This is a genomic window from Rhizorhabdus sp. P4_G6 (assembly GCF_056401045.1).
This window is the reverse complement of the sequence record NZ_JBFUKC010000010.1, coordinates 79,292-98,028: the sequence shown is the minus strand read 5'-3', so window position 1 is coordinate 98,028 and position 18,737 is coordinate 79,292. Positions and strand designations below refer to the sequence as shown.

The window sequence follows — 18,737 nt, the reverse complement described above, 5'->3', positions numbered from 1 at the left end:
TGAAGGCCTGAATTACGGGCCTTGCGGCGCGCCGACATCCCGGACATACAGAACGCCCACGCGTCTTGAGGTCAAAAAAGGGCGGAAAAGCCCGATCCGAACGCGAACGGAGCGAAGGGAGTCAGGATGCTCATCATAGAAGTCGCGATCGGCTGCGGGCTGCTCGCCATATTATACGGGCTGTTCACCAGCCGTCAGGTGCTGGCCGCATCGGCCGGCAATGAGAAGATGCAGGACATCGCCGCAGCCATCCAGGAAGGCGCGCAAGCCTATCTCGGACGGCAATATCGCACCATAGCCATCGTTGGCGTGATCGTCGCGGCGCTGGTCTTCTATTTCCTCGGGCTGACCTCGGCGACCGGTTTCGTGATCGGCGCGCTGCTTTCCGGTTCTGCCGGCTATGTCGGCATGAACATCTCGGTGCGCGCCAATGTCCGTACTGCCGAAGCGGCGCGGACCAGCCTGCAGAGCGGCCTCACCGTCGCCTTCCGGGCCGGTGCCGTGACCGGTGTGCTCGTCGCCGGCCTCGCGCTTCTCGCGATCTCGGTGTTCTACTGGTATCTCACCGGGCCGCGCGGCTACGCCCCCAATGACCGGGTCGTCATCGACGCGCTGGTAGCGCTGGCGTTCGGCGCATCGCTGATCTCGATCTTCGCGCGCCTCGGCGGCGGCATCTTCACCAAGGCGGCCGACGTCGGCGCCGATCTGGTGGGCAAGGTCGAAGCGGGCATTCCCGAGGACGACCCCCGCAACCCAGCCACCATCGCGGACAATGTCGGCGACAATGTCGGCGACTGCGCCGGCATGGCGGCCGACCTGTTCGAAACCTATGTCGTCACCGTCGGTGCGACGATGGTGCTGATCGCGCTGCTCGTCACCGGCGACGCGGCTTGGATCGGCAAGCTGATGTCGCTGCCGCTGCTGATCGGCGGCGTCTGTATCGTCACCTCGATCATCGGCACCTATATGGTCCGCCTCGGTTCGAGCCAGTCGATCATGGGCGCGCTCTACAAGGGCTTCTGGACCACCGCGATCCTGTCGGTTCCGGCGATCTACTTCGCCACCGACTGGGTGCTCGGCGACATGACCAGCGCGGTCGGGGTCGGCGATACCAGCTTCCCGATCATCAACATCTTCTATTCGGCGCTCGTCGGCCTGGCGGTCACCGGGCTGCTGGTGTGGATCACCGAATATTATACCGGCACCAACTATCGCCCGGTCCGCTCGATCGCCAGGGCGTCCGAGACCGGCCATGGCACCAACGTCATCCAGGGCTTGGCGGTCAGCCTCGAGTCGACCGCGCTGCCGACGCTGGTGATCTGCGTCGGCATCGTCGTCGCCTATCAGCTGGCGGGCCTGATCGGCATCGCCTTCGGCGCGACCGCGATGCTGGCGCTGGCCGGCATGGTCGTCGCCCTCGACGCCTATGGCCCGGTCACCGACAATGCCGGCGGCATCGCCGAGATGGCCGGGCTCGACGACAGCGTGCGCGTCAAGACCGACGCGCTCGATGCGGTCGGCAACACCACCAAGGCGGTGACCAAGGGCTATGCCATCGGTTCGGCAGGCCTTGCCGCGCTGGTGCTGTTCGGCTGCTACACCACCGACCTGACGCATTATTTCCCGAACCTGGCGGTCAACTTCTCGCTCAGCAATCCCTACGTCATCGTGGGCCTGCTGCTGGGCGCGCTGCTGCCCTATATCTTCGGGGCGTTCGGCATGACCGCGGTCGGCCGTGCGGCCGGTGCGGTGGTCGAGGAGGTGCGCGCGCAGTTCCGGGACAATCCGGGCATCATGGCCGGCACCAGCCGTCCCAACTATGCCCGCACCGTCGATCTCGTCACCAAGGCGGCGATCAAGGAGATGATCGTCCCGTCGCTGCTGCCGGTGCTCGCGCCGATTCTGGTCTATTTCGTGATCAGCCAGGTCGCGGGTCAGGCCAACGGCTTCGCGGCGCTGGGCGCGCTGCTGCTGGGTGTGATCGTCTCCGGCCTGTTCGTCGCCATCTCGATGACCTCGGGCGGCGGCGCATGGGACAATGCCAAGAAATATATCGAGGACGGCAATCATGGCGGCAAGGGATCGGAAGCGCATAAGGCGGCCGTGACCGGCGACACCGTCGGTGATCCCTACAAGGACACCGCGGGCCCCGCGGTCAACCCGATGATCAAGATCACCAACATCGTCGCCCTGCTGCTGCTCGCGGCACTCGCCCACGCGATGTGATCGGAAGCGGCAATCGGTTGAAAGAGGCCCGTCCGGAGCGATCCGGACGGGCTTTTTCATTCCCTCTCCCACTTGGGGAGAGGGAGGGGTCCGCGCCGAAGGCGTGGGAGGGTGAGGGCACGATATGTCAGGCGCAAATGCATGCAAAGAACGGACGAGGTCGACCCGGTTGCGGACATTCGCTTAGAAGGGCAGCAACCACGAAGGCGGACGGAGTCGTGAGGGCGTGACGACACAAGATGCACTTTGGACGCAAGCCTTTTGCGAACTCATGATCAGTTGCCAGCATCCGGGTTGCTCCCGGTTGTTTGATCCAAGTGTACGCAACCCGGCAACGGACCCCGTCGAGGAGTGGGCGGAGGTCGTGGCGCATGACGCACGCGCCGCTGGCTGGAAGGTCGGCGCAAGTGGCCGCGTCGAATGCGGGAAACACGAAGCCTGATGACAGTTGTCAGGTCTATTCCCCCTATGCTGACTGCCAAAGGCGGACAGTCGCTCCGTCACTTCGCACTAACCATTCCTTTGGTTGGCTCGCGCCCTCACCCTCCCACCGCTGCGCGGCGGGCCCCTCCCTCTCCCCTGAGGGAGAGGGGTTTCACGGGGCCTTCTTCCTGATCAGGTAGCGGTAGACGCCGATCAGGTTGATCACCAGCAGGACGATGTTCTGGGTGCCGATCCCCTCCGCGTCGGGCTTGAGGAATCCCCAGGCGATCAGGGCGATCGACGAGGTCACGAAGATCACGAAGGCGATGCCGGTCCAGCGGCGGCCGAGATCGAGCGAGACGAGGAGCGCGGCGATGGCGCCCGCGACCGCGCCGTACCATTGCAGCGCGGCAGTCAGCATAGCGAAAGCATCCTCTTGTCATTGGCGCATGAAGGGCCTCTAACCCGCGTGTTGCGGGTGCGTTCCAGAACCCGGTGCGACGGACCTTGGCAGCATGCACGACCAGCCGATCTTCTTCGATGCCTCCGGACGGCGGCGGCGGCGCTTCGCGCTGGCGCTGATCGCCTTCGTGCTGCTCGTCCTGCTGTCGATCGCTGCCTTCTTCGGGTCGATCGTCGAGGTGGAGCCGCAGCCGCCGCTGCCGTTCGAGGTCGAGCGGCCCGATATCGCGCCGCTGGCCGGCCATGATCACGCGCTGGTCAAGACCAGCGCCCGCCCGATCAAGGATATGTGGCGCGATTTCCGCCATCTGATCGAGCGCGGGCGGCCCGCGCAGGGGCTGCCGCCGACGACCTATGCCTTTCACGCGCCCTGGGACGACGCCTCGGCTGCCTCGCTGGCCCGCCATGTCGACGATATCGACTGGCTGATCCCGGGCTGGATCTCGATCACCGGTGCCGATCACAAGGTGACGAGCTTCGCCGACCCGCGTGGCAAGGCGATCATCAGCCATGCCCAGCACCGGCCCAGGCTGATGCCGATGGTCCAGAACGCGCTCGACGGCGCCTGGGACGGGCCGGGCATGGCCGCTCTGCTGCGCGACCCGGCGCAGACCCGCGCCACGCTCGACAGGGTCGCGCAGCTGCTCGCCGCGAATCAGGCCAGCGGGATATTCTTCGATTTCGAGGAACTGCCGCCCGACGCGCACCGGACCTATCTCGCCTTCCTGCGGCAGGCGCGCGCGCGCCTGCCCGGCATGACCATCGCCATCGCGGTGCCGGTCGCCGATTCCGACTGGGATCTTCGGGCCTATGCGAAGGTGGCCGACCGGCTGTTCCTGATGGCCTATGACGAGCATTCGGAGCCAGGCGATCCAGGGCCGATCGCCTCGCGCGCCTGGTTTGCCGATTCGGTGGCGCGGGCGGTGCGCGGCCTGCCGCCGGAGAAGGTGGTCGTGGCGCTCGGTTCCTATGCCTATGACTGGGAGAAGGGCGGCGACACCATCGCCCATTCCGTCGAGGATGCCTGGCTGACGGCGCGCGAAAGCGGCGTGGCGCCCCGCTATGATCCGCCGAGCGGCAACAGCAGCCTGGCCTATGTGGAGGGCGGCGTCCGCCACGACATCTGGCTGCTCGATGCCGCCGCCATGCACGGCGAGCTCACCACGCTCCGCACGCTCGGCCTGCAATCGGTGGCGCTGTGGCGGCTCGGGACCGAGGATCCGTCGATCTGGACGATGTTCGGGCGCAAGCGCGGCCTGCCCGAGGCGAGTGCGATCGAGGCGATACCGGCCGGCACCAATGTCGACATCGAGGGCTCGGGCGAGATCCTGCGGATCGGTGCGGTGCCGGTGCCCGGCTATCGCCATGTCGCCACCGACCGGCAGGGCGCGATCACCAATGTGCGGTTCGACCGGCTGCCCAGCCCCTATCAGATCCAGCGCACCGGCTATCGTCCCGGCCTCGTCGCGCTGACCTTCGACGATGGTCCCGATCCGGTCTGGACGCCCCGGATCCTCGATATCCTCAAAGCCGAAAAGGTGCCCGCCACCTTCTTCGTCGTCGGCGAGAATGCGCTGACCCAGCGCGCCCTGCTCGAGCGCGAGATCGCCGAAGGGCACGAGGTCGGCAGCCACACCTATACCCATCCCAACCTGGCCGACGCGACGCCGGCACAGACCGCGCTGGAGCTCAATGCCAATCAGCGGCTGTTCCAGGCCTATACCGGGCGGTCGCTGCGGCTTTTCCGTGCGCCCTATTTTGGCGACGCCGAACCGACCACCGCCGACGAGATCACCCCCGTCGCCGAAGCGCAGCGGCGCGGCTATCTGTCGGTCGGCCTGCATGTCGATCCCGATGACTGGAAGCGGCCCGGCGTGGCGCAGATCGTCCAGGGCACCATCGACGGGGTCGAGGGCGGCAATCCCGACTTCTCCACCCAGATCGTGCTGCTCCACGATGCCGGCGGCGATCGCTCACAGACCGTGGCGGCGCTGCCGCTGCTGATCCATGAGCTTCGCGCCCGGGGCTTTCGCTTCGTGCCGGTGTCCGAACTGGCCGGGCTTCCGGCGCTTCAGGTCAACCCGCCGATCTCGAAGAGCGACCGTCTCGCGGCGGAGACCGATCTCGCCCTGTTCAGCACGCTCGGCGGAATGACGATCGCGATCCGGTGGATCTTCCTGGTCGCGATCAGCCTCGGCATCGCACGCGCCGTGCTGCTGTCCGGGCTGGCGCTGGTCCAGGCCCGGCGCGAATCGCGCACCGTGTTTCCGCCGATCGATCCCGGCCGCTTCGTCACCGTGCTGATCCCCGCCTATAATGAGGAGCGGGTGATCGAGCGCTCGGTCCGCCGCGTGCTCGACAGCAGCGAGGTGGAGATCGAGATCATCGTGATCGACGACGGCTCGAAGGACCGCACCAGCGCGGTGGTCCGCGAGGCGTTCGCCGACGAGCCGCGGGTGCGGCTGCTGACCCTGGAGAATGGCGGCAAGGCGCGCGCGCTCAACCGCGCGCTTGAACTGGTGCGCGGCGAGATCGTCATCGCGCTCGACGCCGATACCCAGTTCGAACCCACCACCATCGCCCGGCTGGCGCGCTGGTTCGGCGACGAGCGGCTGGGCGCGGTCGCGGGCAATGCCAAGGTCGGCAACCGCGTCAATCTGGTCACTCGCTGGCAGGCGCTCGAATATATCACCGCGCAGAATCTGGAGCGGCGGGCGCTGGCGCGGCTCGATGCGATGACGGTGGTGCCCGGCGCGGTCGGCGCCTGGCGGCTGGCGGCGATCCGCGGCGTCGGCGGCTATCCCCCCGACACGCTGGCCGAGGACCAGGATCTCACCATCGCCATCCAGCGCGCCGGCTGGAAGATCCATTATGATCAATATGCGGTTGCCTGGACCGAGGCTCCGGAAAGCGTCCGCGCGCTCGCCAAGCAGCGCTTCCGCTGGGCGTTCGGCACGCTGCAATGCTTGTGGAAGCACCGTGCGGTGCTGGCCAGCGGACGGCCGCGCGGGCTGGCCCGGATCGGCCTGCCCCAGGCGATATTGTTCCAGATCATGCTGGCCGCGATATCGCCCGTCATCGATCTTGCGCTGTTGCTCAGCCTGGTCGCCACCTGGTTCGAGGTGGAGGCGCATGGCTGGGCGCAGAGCAGCACCGACATCGACAAGATGCTGACCTATTGGCTGGTCTTCACCGCGATCGACCTGCTCGCCGGCTTCGTGGCCTTTGCCCTGGAGCGGCGCGAACGGTGGCGGCTGCTGTGGCTGCTCGTGCCGCAGCGCATCGGCTATCGCCAGATCATGTATTATGTCGTGCTCAAGGCGCTCGCCCAGGCGATGCGCGGGCCGCGGGTCGGCTGGGGCAAGCTGGAACGGTCGGGACGTGTCACCCAGAGCTGAGGTCGAGCGGCATCCGCGCGCCGCACTCGCCCTGCTTTGCATCGCGCTTGCCCTGGTCCAGCTCTACGCCTTCCACTGGGGCGTCATAACGCCCGATAGTGTCGTCCAGTACGGCCAGGCGCTGAGCGGGCGTTACGACGACTGGCACCCGCCGGTCACCGCCTGGCTATGGCGGCAGCTGCTCCGGCTCGGACCCGGCGGGGCGCCGTTCCTGCTGCTCGACGTCGCGCTCTACTGGGGGGCGATCGGGCTGATCGCGGACAGCCTGCGTGCGCGCCATGGCTGGCGCGCGGCGGTGCTGCCGATCCTGCTCGCGCTGCTGCCGATCCCGTTCGGACAGGTCGGCGCGATCCTGAAGGATCCGCTGATGGCGTGCCTGATGCTGATGGCGGCGGCATTGCTGGTCCGCCGCGCGGCGGGCGGGCCGGCATGGCTGGCGGCGGTTGCGGTGCCGTTGATCCTGATCGCCGCGGCGACGCGCATCAACGCGCTGTTCGCGGCGCTGCCATTGCTGCTGCTCGTGCTGCCGGCGCGGTGGACGGCGAGTCCGCTGCGTCTGTCCGCCGCCGCGACGGCGTCGCTGGCGCTGCTGCTGGCGAGCAACTGGGCGATCAACGAGGCCATGCTGAGGCCCAGCCATTCGCATCCGCTCTATTCGCTGATCAATTTCGATCTCGCGGGGATCGTCGCGCAGGGCGGCGGCAATGGCTATCCGGGGCTGAGCGACGCGCAGGCCCGCGCCGCCACGGCGCATTGCTATACCCCGCGGCTCTATGGCGGCGGCGATGAGCCCGGCTGCACCATGGCCGAGGACAGCCTGGCCGAGCATGTCTCGCGCACCGGCGACAGCCCGATCGGCACCTGGCTCAACGCCGTGATCGCCTCGCCCGCCGCCTATGCCCGGCACCGGCTTGCCCATCTCGACTGGAACTGGCGCTTCCTGCTCCGCGAGGTGCCGGGCGACGCGGTCTACCTGATGAGCCAGCCCAACGAACTGGGGCTCCGCTTCACCCCGAACGGCGCGACCAGCACCATCGTGAAGGCCTCGATGTGGCTGGCCTGGTCGCCGCTGGGCCGCCCGGCCACCTGGCTCGCGGTCGCGCTCGGCCTGATGATCGCCGCGCCGGGCCTGCCCAGCCGGCGCATCGTCGCGGCGCTTGCCGCCTCGGCGCTCTGCTATGGCGGTGCCTATGCGCTGATCAGCGTCGCACCCGACCTCCGCTATAATCTGTGGACGATGCTGGCCGTCATCATCGGGCTGGCCATCGCGCTGCCCGAGCGGGCGGCGCTCGGAGCAGGCCGCCGGCTCGTGGCCGTCGCGCCCGCCATCGCCGCAATGCTGATGGAGACCATGGCCTTGCTGGGGGTTAGCGGCTGAGGCCGATTGCGGTATAGCGAAGCAGCGTGAACGGCTGGCGATCCAGTCGGTTCGTGACAGGAATGGAGAGGATCGGATCGTGGACAATGAAAGGCGAAAGCTTCGCGAAACCGTCGACCTGCTCGGCTTCCGCGCGCAGGCGACCGCCGTCGGGCTGGTGCAGCTGGCGGTGGAGCTCAAGGCCGTCGGCGTCCTCGACGCGGCCGCGGTCGGGCGGATCAAGGATGCCATTTGCGGCGACCTCATGCTGTCGCGGCCCAGCTGCGTGGAGCGCGCCGAATATGAGCGGACGTTGCGGCGCCGGCTCGACGGACTGTTCGATGGCGGAGAGCGCATGGGGGCGGTGCCGCCGCCGCAGCTCGGCCACACGCAGGATGCGGCCTGATAGCCATTGACTTCGCCGACGCGGCATCTGCAATTCGCCGATGCGCTTCTTCTCCGATAATGCCGCCAGCGTCTGCCCCGAAGTCATGGCGGCGCTCGGCCGCGCCAATTCGCCCGATACCGCCTATGACGGCGATGCGCTGAGCGCGTCGCTCGATGGCGCTTTCTCGGATCTGTTCGGCACCCAGGTCGCGGCGCTGTGGGTGTCCAGCGGAACGGCCGCGAATGCCCTGGCGCTCGCGGCGATGGTGCAGTCGCACCAGGCGGTGATCTGCCATGCGGACGCCCATATCCAGGCCGACGAATGCGGCGCACCCGAATTCTACACCGGCGGGGCCAAGCTGATGCTGGCAAGCGGCGTGGGCGCGAAGCTCGATCCGGCGGGCCTGGAGGCTCTCGCCGCCTCTGTCCGCAACGATGTCCACCAGACCCAGCCGGCGGCGGTGTCGATCACCAACGCGACCGAATATGGGCTGGTCTACACGCCCGACGAGGTCGCCGCGATCGGCGAAGCGGCGAAGCGGCGCGGGCTCGGCCTGCATATGGACGGCGCCCGTTTCGCGAACGCCGTCGCGACGCTCGGCTGCTCGCCGGCCGATCTCACCTGGCGGGCCGGGGTCGATGCGCTGAGCTTCGGCTTCATCAAAAATGGTGGCATGTCGGCCGAGGCGCTGCTGTTCTTCCGGCCGGAGCTTGCCCAGGCGACGCGGTATCGCCGCAAGCGCGCCGGGCACCTGCTGTCGAAGGGCCGTTTCGCCGCGGCGCAGATATTGGCGATGCTCGATGGCGGCGTCTGGCTGCGCAACGCCCGCGCTGCCAATGCCGCCGCCGCGCACATCGCCAACGCCGCGCGCGGCCGGCTGCTGCACCCGGTGGAGGCCAATGAGATATTCCTGCGGCTGACGGCGGCCGAGGCCGAGTCGTTGCGGGCACAGGGCTTCGAATTCTACGACTGGACGCCCGGCGTCGCCCGGCTGGTGTGCAGCTGGGAGCAGCCTGCGGGCGAAGTCGACGCGCTGGCCGCGGCGATCATGGCGCTGACCTGATCGCGGCTCCCGCACGCTGTCGGCCGCAGCGGCGCGGCGGCTCGTGCCGGCTTTTCAGCCGGCTTACCGCCCGGTTAGACGTCATGCACGAAGCTTGCCAGTTTCCTTGACCATCGGCTTTCGCTAATCAGGGCGACCTTCACCGCGCCGACAGGACAAGCCTGCATGAACGACACCGCCACGCTCCAGCGTCCGACCGGCCCCGAAGCGGCCAGTGTCGCACGCGGCCTGTCGGTCGTGTCCATCGCCAAGACCTACGACAAGCGCCAGGTGCTGTCGGATATTTCGCTCGATGTCGCGCGGGGCGAAGTCGTCGGGCTGCTCGGCCCGAACGGCGCCGGCAAGACGACATGCTTCTATTCGGTGATGGGTCTGGTGAAGCCCGACGCCGGTCGTATCCTGCTCGATGGCGACGACATCACCACCCTGCCGATGTATCGGCGGGCTATCCTGGGGCTCGGTTATCTGCCGCAGGAAACCTCGATCTTCCGCGGCCTCACCGTCGCGCAGAACCTGCTCGCGGTGCTCGAGCTGGTCGAACCCGACAGGGCGCAGCGCGGCGAGCGGCTGGAGGAGCTGCTCAGGGAGTTCCACCTGACCCATCTGCGCGATTCGCCGGCGATGGCGCTGTCGGGCGGCGAGCGCCGCCGCTGCGAGATCGCCCGCGCGCTGGCTGCCGATCCGTCGATCATGCTGCTCGACGAACCTTTTGCCGGCATCGACCCGATTTCGATCTCCGACATCCGCGAGCTGGTGCGCGACCTGAAGCGCCGCGACATCGGCGTGTTGATCACCGATCACAATGTTCGCGAAACGCTCGACATCGTCGATCGCGCCTGCATCATCTATGACGGCAAGGTGCTGTTCCAGGGCAGCCCGGCAGCCCTGGTGGCCGATCCCAACGTCCGGCGGCTATATCTGGGCGAAGGTTTCTCGCTCTGACGCCATGGTTTCAATGAAATTGAAACCGAGCGGTACCGGCCCGCGCCCCCACCCGACCTCCCACAGAGTAACTTGTTTGGGAGGTCGGGTGGGRGCGCGGGCCGGTACCGCTCTCTCTCCTCCTTCCGAGGAGGGAGAATAACCCATGGCGATCGGCCCACGCCTCGATCTCCGGCAAAGCCAGTCGCTGGTCATGACGCCGCAGCTCCAGCAGGCGATCAAGCTGCTGGCGCTCTCCAATCTCGAGGTCGAAGCCTTCATCGCCGAGGAGATCGAGAAGAACCCGCTGCTGGAGAGCGGCGCGAACGAGGCATCCGAGCGGGACGCCGACGACCGTTCCGACGACGGTGCTGGCTTCGAAGATGAGGGAATCGGCGATGGCGAGGGATATGACGGCCCGACTGCCGACCGGCTGATCGAGGCCGGCGATGCCGTGGCCGATGCCCCGCTGGACGTCGACTATGCGGCGGAGACCTTCCACCATGACAGCGCCGCCGATTCGATGCGCGGCATGGATGGCGGGCTCGGCCTCGAAGGCGACGCCAGCGGCTCGGCCGAAGCGCCCGATCTCGACGACTATGCCACCGCGACGCTGTCGCTGCGCGATCATCTCACCGCCCAGGCCGGCGAGTTGCTGTCGGGATCGGATATGGTCATCGCCGCGCAGCTGATCGACCTGATCGACGAGGCCGGCTATTTCGAGGGCGACACCGCGGAGCTCGCCCGCCAGCTGGACGTGCCGCTGTTCCATGTCGAGCGCGTGCTCGGGGTGATCCAGACGCTCGATCCCAGCGGGGTCGGCGCGCGGTCGCTGGCCGAATGTATCGCCATCCAGGCCCGGGAGGCCGACCGCTACGATCCGGCGATGGCGAAGCTGATCGACAATCTCGACCTGCTCGCGCGCGGCGCGATCCCGCAGCTGCGCCGGCTCTGCGGGGTGGACGAGGAGGACATGGCGGACATGATCCGCGAGCTCCGCAATTACGATCCCAAGCCGGGGCTGCGCTTCGGCGGCGAGCCGCCGGCGCCGGTGACGCCCGATATCTTCATCGCGCGCACGGCCACCGGCTGGGCGATCGAGCTCAATGGCGCGACCTTGCCCCGGCTGCTCGTCAACCGCGCTTATTATACCGAATTGTCGAGCGGGGCGCAGGACAAGGGCAGCAAGGCATGGCTCAGCGAATGCCTCGCCTCGGCCAATTGGCTGGTCAAGGCGCTCGACCAGCGCGCCCGCACGATCGTCAAGGTCGCCAGCGAGATCGTGAAGCAGCAGGAGGCGTTCTTCCTCCACGGCGTCGAGCATCTCCGCCCCTTGACCCTCAAGGCGGTGGCCGACGCGATCGGCATGCACGAATCGACGATCAGCCGCGTCACCTCGAACAAATATCTGATGTGCGAGCGCGGGCTCCACGAGCTCAAATATTTCTTCACGAGCGGCGTCGCCGCGTCGGACGGCGGCGACAATGTCTCGGCCGAGGCGGTGAAAAGCCAGATCGCCAAGCTGATCGCCGTCGAAGGCGACGACATATTGTCCGACGACAAGCTGGTCGACCTGCTCAAGGACAAGGGCTTCGACCTGGCCCGGCGGACGGTGGCCAAATATCGCGAGGCGATCGGACTGGGATCGTCGGTGCAGCGCAGGCGCCAGCGGGCGATGAAGGCGGCGTAGCAGGCCGCGGCGGTCACATCGGGATCAGCAGCCCGGCCAACGCCGCCGACATCAGGTTCGCCAGGCTGCCCGCCACCAGCGCCTTGATTCCCAGCCGGGCGATGGTCGGTCGCTGGTTGGGCGCGAGGCTGCCGGCGGACGCCATCTGGATCGCGATCGACGAGAAATTGGCGAAGCCGCACAGCGCGAAGGTGACCACCGCGACGCTGTGGGGGCTGAGCGTCGCCCTGATCTGGCCGAGGTGGATATAGGCGACGAACTCGTTGAGCGCGACCTTCTCGCCGAACAGCCCGCCGGCGACGTGCGCCTGATCCCAGGGGATGTTGAGGAGGACCATCACCGGCGCGAACAGCAGGCCGAGCAACTGTTGGAAGCTGGCCTGCGGATAGCCGAACCAGCCGCCGACCGCACCGAGCATGCCGTTCGCCAGCGCCACCAGCGCGACGAAGGCGAGCACCATCGCGCCCACCGAGACCGCGATCCTCACCCCGGTCTGCGCGCCGAGCGAGGCGGCCATGATGATGTTTTCAGGCCGTGCGCCGGCCTCGTGCGCTTCGGCGACCGCGATCACTTCGTCCTCGGGCGCGTCGCCGAGCGGCAGTTCGCCCTCGACTGTGCGGGGATCGGGCATGATGATCTTCGCCATCAGCAGCGCGCCGGGCGCCGACATGAAGCTGGCGGCGAGCAGCAGATCGATGCTGATCCCCATCGCCGCATAGGCCGCCAATATGGTGCCCGCGACGCCCGCCATGCCCGATGTCATCACCGCGAACATCTGATGCGGCTTGAGCCCGGCGAGATAGGGGCGGATCACCAGCGGGGATTCGCTCTGGCCGACGAAGATATTGGCGGCGGCGCAGAGCGATTCGACCTTGGAGACGCCGGTCACCGCCTCGATCGCGCCGCCGACCCAGCGGATCACCAACTGCATGACGCCGAGATAATAGAGGATCGACACCAGCGCCGCGAAGAAGATGATCACCGGCAGCGCCGCGATCGCGAAGCTGGTGCCGCCGATCGCAGGACTCGCGATCGAGCCGAACAGGAAATCGGTGCCGGCCTGGGCATAGCCGAGCAGGCTCGACACGCCGCCGGAGAGCCAGGCCAGCGCCGCCCGGCCCCAGGGGACGTAGAGCGCGAGCACGGCGATGCCTGCCTGCAAGGCGAAGGCGGCCCCCACAACGCGCAGGCGGATCGCCTTGCGGTCCGACGACAGCGCCACCGCCACCAGCAGGATGAGCGCGATGCCGGCGACGCCGGTCAGCAATTTGGTCATGCGGGGGCATCTCGCGGTGCAGAGGGCTGACGCCGCACCTTGGCGTGCGGTGTCCGGCGGTCAAGCGCTGCTTTTGCCGCTGCCTGGGGCCTGTCCATTCTCTCCTGGCGATCGGGCGGCGGCCGGATGCGCCCCCGGCCGCGCGATGGCCGGCGCGACGATAGCCTTTCTAACGCCACGGACCTCGGCTAAGGGCCGCGCATGCCGACAGACTACAGCCCCGATCCGATCCTCCTGGCCAAGGCCGAGACCCTCACCGAGGCGCTGCCCTATATGCAGCGCTATGCCGGCGAGACTTTCGTCGTGAAATATGGCGGCCACGCCATGGGCGATCCCGAGCTGGCGCACGATTTCGCGGAGGATATCGTCCTGCTGAAGGCGGTTGGGATCAATCCGGTCGTCGTCCATGGCGGCGGGCCGCAGATCGGCAGGATGCTGAAGACGCTGGGCGTCGAGAGCAGCTTCATCGACGGGCTGCGCGTCACCGATGCCGAGACCGCCAGGATCGCCGAAATGGTGCTGTGCGGATCGATCAACAAGGAGATCGTCTCCTGGATCGCGCATGCCGGCGGCCGCGCGGTCGGCATGTCGGGCAAGGACGGCCGCATGGTGGTGGCCGAGAAGGTCCGCCGCACCCGGATCAACCCCGACACCAGTGCCGAGGAACCCGTCGATCTCGGCTTCGTCGGCGAGCCCGCGGATATCGACCGGCGGGTGATCGACACCATCTCCAAGGCCGGCATGATCCCGGTCATCGCCCCGATCGCGATCGGCGAGGACGGCCACACCTACAATGTCAACGCCGATACGATGGCCGGTGCGATCGCGATCGCGCTGGGCGCGGCGCGGCTGTTCCTGCTCACCGACGTGCCCGGCGTGCTCGACAAGCAAAAACAGCTGATCCGCGACCTGACGCCCGAGCAGATCGGCGCGCTCCGCATCGACGGCACGATATCGGGCGGCATGATCCCCAAGCTGGAAACCTGCGTCGACGCGGTGGAAGGCGGCGTCGATGCTGCCGTCATCCTCGACGGCCAGGTGCCGCACGCGATGCTGATCGAAGCCTTCACCCGCCGCGGCGCCGGCACGCTGGTGCGGATGGGGTAAGTTTTTTTGTTGTGCCCTCAAACGCCGGGCGGCAGGCATCCGCCTGCCTTGGCTTCGCGCCAATAAGGCGCGGCGGCCGTTCGGCCTTGCGGAACACTGGCGCGTTCCGAGGCCGGGCTCATCGTCGGAGCCCGACGGGGCTCCGCAAGGCCGAACGGCCGCCCGAGCTTATTGCGAGGAAGCCAAGCAGCACGGATGTGCTGCGCCCGGCGTTTGAGGGCGAACACAGACTCAGTCGGCACGGCGTGCCGATTGATACGGTCACGTCATTGCCCGCGGCGATCTGCGCCACTACATCCGGCCGCGACACTCTCGAAGGGCTTTAGATGCTTCTCCTCCTCCTGCAGATCGTCGACCTGCTGCTAAGCGTGCTGCGCTGGATCATCATCATCCAGGCGATCATGTCGTGGCTGGTCGCGTTCAACGTGATCAACACCTATAACGACTTCGTCCGCCAGCTGCTCTACGCGCTCGACAAGATCACCGAGCCGATCTACCGGCCGATCCGCCGGATCATGCCCGATTTCGGCGCGCTCGACCTGTCGCCGCTGGTGGCGCTGCTGCTGATCATCATCCTGCAGATGGTGATCGGCCACGCCGAAGCATCGGTGATGATGGCGGGCGTCTGAGCGCCTGGAGCATCGTTGCCGACGGCGTCGTCATCGCCGTCCGCGCCAGTCCCAAAGCCAGCCGCGAGGCCATAGAAGGGATCGTCACAGCCGATGACGGCCGCGACTGGCTGGCGGTCAGGCTGACCGCTCCGCCGAGCGACGGCGCCGCCAATGCGGCGCTGATCCGGCTGGTGGCAAAGGCGCTGCGGGTCGCGAAGGGGGATGTGACGCTGGCCAGCGGCGCGACTTCGCGGCTAAAGAGGCTGCATATCCGGGGCGAGCCCGCGGCCCTGGCCGTTGCCCTCGCCCACATCGTCAAGGACAAGGCATGAGCGCGGACATCATCGACGGCAAGGCGTTCGCGGGCGGGTTGCGCGCGCGGATCGCGGAGATGGTTCCGGGCTTCCGTACCGCTGCCGGCCGCGCGCCTGGGCTCGCCGTGGTGCTGGTGGGCGAGGATCCGGCCAGCCAGGTCTATGTCCGCTCGAAGCACAAGGCGACGATCGAGGCAGGCATGGAGAGCTTCGAGCACCGGCTGCCGGCCGAGGCCAGCCAGGAGCAGCTGCTCGGCCTGGTGCGCCGGCTCAATGAGGACGAGACGGTCGACGGCATCCTCGTCCAGCTGCCGCTGCCGGCGCATATCGACGAGGATCTGGTGATCGCGACGATCGATCCGGACAAGGATGTCGACGGCTTCAACGTCATCAATGTCGGCCGGCTGTCGACCGGCCTGCCCGGCTATGTGCCCTGCACGCCGCTCGGCTGCGTCATGCTGCTGAAGGATCGGCTCGGCGACCTGTCGGGGCTGGACGCCGTGGTGATCGGCCGCTCGAACATCGTCGGCAAGCCGATGGCGCAGCTGCTGATCGCCGAGAGCTGCACCGTGACCGTCGCGCATAGCCGCACCCAGAACCTCGCCGACGTCGTGCGCCGCGCCGATATCGTCGTTGCCGCGGTCGGCCGGCCCGAGATGATCAGGGGCGACTGGATCAAGCCCGGCGCGACGGTCATCGACGTCGGAATCAACCGCGTGCCCGGCGCGGAGCCCGGCAAGACCAAGCTGGTGGGCGATGTCGCCTTCGTGGAAGCTGCCCAGGTCGCGGGGGCGATCACGCCGGTCCCCGGCGGCGTCGGGCCGATGACGATCGCGGTCCTGCTGCGCAACACGCTGGTCGCCGCGTACCGCCGCGCCGGAGTGCCGCTGCCGGCTGACGCGATCTGATGCGCCGTAGCGGGCGCGGCCGGCCATGATGGCGCTGTTCCTCTCGGCGTTCGTCACGCTGTTCGTGGTGATCGATCCGCCCGGCTGCGCGCCGATCTTCGCCGGCCTGACCAGCGGCTCGTCCGATACTCACCGCCGCGCGATGGCGCTGCGCTCGACCATGATCGCGTCGGTCCTGCTGCTGCTGTTCGCGCTGGTCGGCGAGAAGCTGCTCGACACGCTCGGCATCAGCCTCGATGCCTTCCGCATCGCGGGTGGCATCATGGTGTTCCTGATAGCGCTCGAAATGGTGTTCGAGAAGCGCACCGAGCGCCGCGAGGGCCGTGCCGACGAGATCAGCCGCAAGGCGGCCGAGGAGCACCGCCCGGTCGAGGACATATCGGTCTTCCCGATGGCGATTCCGATGATCGCTGGTCCCGGCTCGATCGCGACGGTCATGCTGCTGGTGTCGCGCAGCCATGGCATCCAGCAGACCCTGGTCGTGATTGCCGCGCTGGCATCGGTGCTGCTGCTCACCCTGGCCGCGCTGATCGCCGCCGGCCCGATCATGCGGGTGCTCGGCCCGAAGCTGGAGGCGATGATCAGCCGCGTGCTGGGGGTGCTGCTGGCAGCATTGGCCGCGCAATTCGTGATCGACGGGATCACGGCGGCGTTCCACCTCGGGTGACGCAACCTCCCTCTCCCGCTTTCGCGGGGGAGGGTCGGGGTGAGAGCCCTACCTCACCATCCGCCACAGCCGGAATGGCGAATTGGCCGGCAGCGCCACCGGTGTCAGCCAGGCCGGCACCTTGTCGTCCATAATCTGCATGTAGAAGCCGTCGCGGGCCTGCGCCCGGTAGATGGTCGACTCCGCCATGCCGGGGCACAGCAGCAGCATCGTCGCGCCGTGGCGCTTCATCACGGCATGGGCGACCTCGGGCGATGTCGAGCGGAATGCCCTCTGCACTTCGAGGATGATGTCGCCATTGCGGTGATAGGGGCCGGCTATCGCGCTGTGGCGGGTCATCGTGATCAGCCGCGGTCCCATGTCGATGAAGGTGAGCATCGTTGCGGGCGGGAGCGCATCGAGCTGGCGCAGCGCCGGCAGCGTCGGGCAGCGTCGGGCGTTCTCGGCGGCCTTGGCCGCTGCGCTCGCGCTGCGCACTTCCTTCGCGGTCGGCGGGATCATCGTCGCGAATTGCGCGAGCTGGCCCGACAGCGCGAAGAAGACGAACAGCGTGCCGCCGATCCGGATCAGCGACCAGCTCGATTCGAGCAGCCTCGGCAGCAGCAGCCACGCCAGCGAGGTCGCCCCGAACACGCCGATCAGCTGTGCCTGCGGCCCGAAGCGCGATTGCCAAGCGAGTCCCAGCGTCGCGACCAGGCTGAGCAGCGCGATCGACATCCAGGCGCCGGCGGTCGGCGCGCGCCGCGCCTGCCAGGCTGCGATGACGGCACCGATCGTGCCGATCACCGGCAGCCAGGCGGTGCCGAGCGCATCGCGCCATGGCTTGGTGTAGAGCGGCTTCACCTCGCGGATATTGTCGAACCACATCCGCGCCAGCTCGGGCGATATGTGCTCTGGCCGGCCGAGGCATTGCGGGAAGCTGATCGCGAAGAAGCCGGCGATCAGCGCGCCGGCCGCGAGCAGCAGGACCAGCCGCAGCGCCCGGCTCCCGCTGCGCACGAAGCTCAGCCCGAGCAGCAGCGCGCTCGTGAGCAGCAGCGTCGCCAGATAGACCGGCGACAGCACGTCGCAGACCATCGCGCGGTTGTCATAGGAAGCGAAGCCGCCGAACGCGATCGCGCAGCCGCCGCCGAGGGCGATCGCATAGGCCGCCAGCCGACCCGCCTCGGCGCGGTTGCCATTCGTGCCCAGGGCCCAGCGCAGCGCGACCGAAGCGCCCGCTATCGTCATCATCGGGATCAGTTCGAGGCCGATGCCGAACGAAACCGCCGTCGCCAGGCCGGCTACCGCGCCGCCGCGTCGGCCGTTGGGATCGGCCAGGCCCGCCACCACCAACATCAGCGTGGCGAGCTGCCAGCCATGATGGTCGACGCGCAGCGGCATCCACATGAACAGGGTGGTCTGCGCGCACAGCATGATCGCGAAGGCGATCGGATAGGCGCGCGGATGGATCAGCCGCCGCACCGCCAGGATCATCGCCCATAAGGCCGGGCCCAGCGCCAGCATCGGCGCCACGGCGCAGGCGATCTGCTGCGCCATATAATCGCCCACGATAGGTCGGAAGATCAGCAGCATCGCTGCGATCGGCAGGTCGACGATCCGCGACCAGTGGATGTTGAGGCCGTCGGGCGGCGCCAGCTTGTGCTGCCGCAGGTCGAACCAGGCCTGCCCGTCGAGCCACGCCTTGACCTCGGCGAGCCGCATATTGTCGTCGGTGTCGGCGAGGCCCAGCCAGCGTATCTGGCCCCATTTGTAGAACAGGAAATAGGCGCAGGTGCCGGTGAACAGCATCCAGAAGACCGTTCGCCACCGGCGTTCGATCCATGCCATCATCCGTTCTTCGAAATCGCCGCCATCGTCCCGCATCGCGCCCGCTTAGAGCCGCGGCCGCCTGCGGGCAACGCTCGAACCCGGCACAGGACCATT

Annotated in this window: 15 protein-coding genes; 12 read left to right on the top strand and 3 right to left on the bottom strand. The window is 67.8% G+C overall.

The window, feature by feature from the left end; all coding sequences use genetic code 11:
* The first annotated feature begins 126 nt into the window (after positions 1 to 126).
* Positions 127 to 2,226: a sodium-translocating pyrophosphatase gene (locus AC1DPF_RS12140; protein ID WP_477868043.1), complete on the top strand. Its 2,100-nt coding sequence runs from the start codon at positions 127 to 129 to the stop codon at positions 2,224 to 2,226.
* A 595-nt stretch (positions 2,227 to 2,821) separates the two neighbouring features.
* On the opposite strand, the gene AC1DPF_RS12135 is transcribed toward AC1DPF_RS12140, so the two are convergent.
* Positions 2,822 to 3,070, bottom strand: a complete 249-nt coding sequence (locus AC1DPF_RS12135) for a hypothetical protein (RefSeq protein WP_477868047.1) — start codon at positions 3,068 to 3,070, stop codon at positions 2,822 to 2,824.
* 94 nt (positions 3,071 to 3,164) lie between these two features.
* Between AC1DPF_RS12135 and AC1DPF_RS12130 the strand changes: the two genes are divergently transcribed.
* The 6 genes from AC1DPF_RS12130 to rpoN all read left to right on the top strand — a co-directional run bounded on the left by AC1DPF_RS12130 (position 3,165) and on the right by rpoN (position 11,928).
* Positions 3,165 to 6,509: a glycosyltransferase gene (locus AC1DPF_RS12130; RefSeq protein ID WP_477961565.1), complete on the top strand. Its 3,345-nt coding sequence runs from the start codon at positions 3,165 to 3,167 to the stop codon at positions 6,507 to 6,509.
* Complete coding sequence (locus AC1DPF_RS12125; protein WP_477961563.1) at positions 6,493 to 7,887, top strand: hypothetical protein; 1,395 nt, start codon at positions 6,493 to 6,495, stop codon at positions 7,885 to 7,887. The genes AC1DPF_RS12130 and AC1DPF_RS12125 overlap by 17 nt, the downstream gene beginning before the upstream one ends.
* Before the next feature lie 79 nt (positions 7,888 to 7,966).
* On the top strand, positions 7,967 to 8,272 hold the full coding sequence (locus AC1DPF_RS12120; RefSeq protein ID WP_477868053.1) for a hypothetical protein: 306 nt from the start codon (positions 7,967 to 7,969) through the stop codon (positions 8,270 to 8,272).
* A 40-nt stretch (positions 8,273 to 8,312) separates the two neighbouring features.
* A complete protein-coding gene (locus AC1DPF_RS12115; RefSeq protein WP_477961561.1) occupies positions 8,313 to 9,317 on the top strand; it encodes a threonine aldolase family protein in 1,005 nt (334 codons plus the stop codon).
* A 165-nt stretch (positions 9,318 to 9,482) separates the two neighbouring features.
* Entirely contained in the window at positions 9,483 to 10,259 is a 777-nt protein-coding gene (gene lptB, locus AC1DPF_RS12110) for an LPS export ABC transporter ATP-binding protein (RefSeq protein ID WP_477868057.1), read from the top strand.
* Positions 10,260 to 10,404: 145 nt separating this feature from the next.
* Positions 10,405 to 11,928: an RNA polymerase factor sigma-54 gene (gene rpoN / locus AC1DPF_RS12105; RefSeq protein ID WP_477961559.1), complete on the top strand. Its 1,524-nt coding sequence runs from the start codon at positions 10,405 to 10,407 to the stop codon at positions 11,926 to 11,928.
* Between the two features lie 13 nt (positions 11,929 to 11,941).
* On the opposite strand, the gene AC1DPF_RS12100 is transcribed toward rpoN, so the two are convergent.
* On the bottom strand, positions 11,942 to 13,204 hold the full coding sequence (locus AC1DPF_RS12100) for a NupC/NupG family nucleoside CNT transporter (RefSeq protein WP_477961557.1): 1,263 nt from the start codon (positions 13,202 to 13,204) through the stop codon (positions 11,942 to 11,944).
* Positions 13,205 to 13,405: 201 nt separating this feature from the next.
* Here AC1DPF_RS12100 and argB point away from each other — a divergent pair, with 201 nt between their 5' ends.
* From argB to AC1DPF_RS12075, 5 genes are all read left to right on the top strand, one after another.
* The gene (argB, locus tag AC1DPF_RS12095; protein WP_477961555.1) at positions 13,406 to 14,311 is read left to right on the top strand and encodes an acetylglutamate kinase; all 906 of its coding nucleotides are present in this window, start codon (positions 13,406 to 13,408) and stop codon (positions 14,309 to 14,311) included.
* A gap of 326 nt (positions 14,312 to 14,637) precedes the next feature.
* A complete protein-coding gene (locus tag AC1DPF_RS12090) occupies positions 14,638 to 14,940 on the top strand; it encodes a YggT family protein (RefSeq protein ID WP_477961553.1) in 303 nt (100 codons plus the stop codon).
* Complete coding sequence (locus AC1DPF_RS12085; protein ID WP_477961627.1) at positions 14,916 to 15,254, top strand: DUF167 domain-containing protein; 339 nt, start codon at positions 14,916 to 14,918, stop codon at positions 15,252 to 15,254. Before AC1DPF_RS12090 ends, AC1DPF_RS12085 begins: the two co-directional genes overlap by 25 nt.
* Positions 15,251 to 16,144, top strand: coding sequence for a bifunctional methylenetetrahydrofolate dehydrogenase/methenyltetrahydrofolate cyclohydrolase FolD (gene folD / locus AC1DPF_RS12080; RefSeq protein ID WP_477961551.1), 894 nt, complete (start codon positions 15,251 to 15,253; stop codon positions 16,142 to 16,144). The genes AC1DPF_RS12085 and folD overlap by 4 nt, the downstream gene beginning before the upstream one ends.
* Before the next feature lie 25 nt (positions 16,145 to 16,169).
* Positions 16,170 to 16,811: a MarC family protein gene (locus tag AC1DPF_RS12075; RefSeq protein WP_477868069.1), complete on the top strand. Its 642-nt coding sequence runs from the start codon at positions 16,170 to 16,172 to the stop codon at positions 16,809 to 16,811.
* A gap of 48 nt (positions 16,812 to 16,859) precedes the next feature.
* Here AC1DPF_RS12075 and AC1DPF_RS12070 read toward each other — a convergent pair whose 3' ends face one another.
* Entirely contained in the window at positions 16,860 to 18,677 is a 1,818-nt protein-coding gene (locus AC1DPF_RS12070) for an AcrB/AcrD/AcrF family protein (RefSeq protein WP_477961549.1), read from the bottom strand.
* Positions 18,678 to 18,737 lie beyond the last annotated feature (60 nt).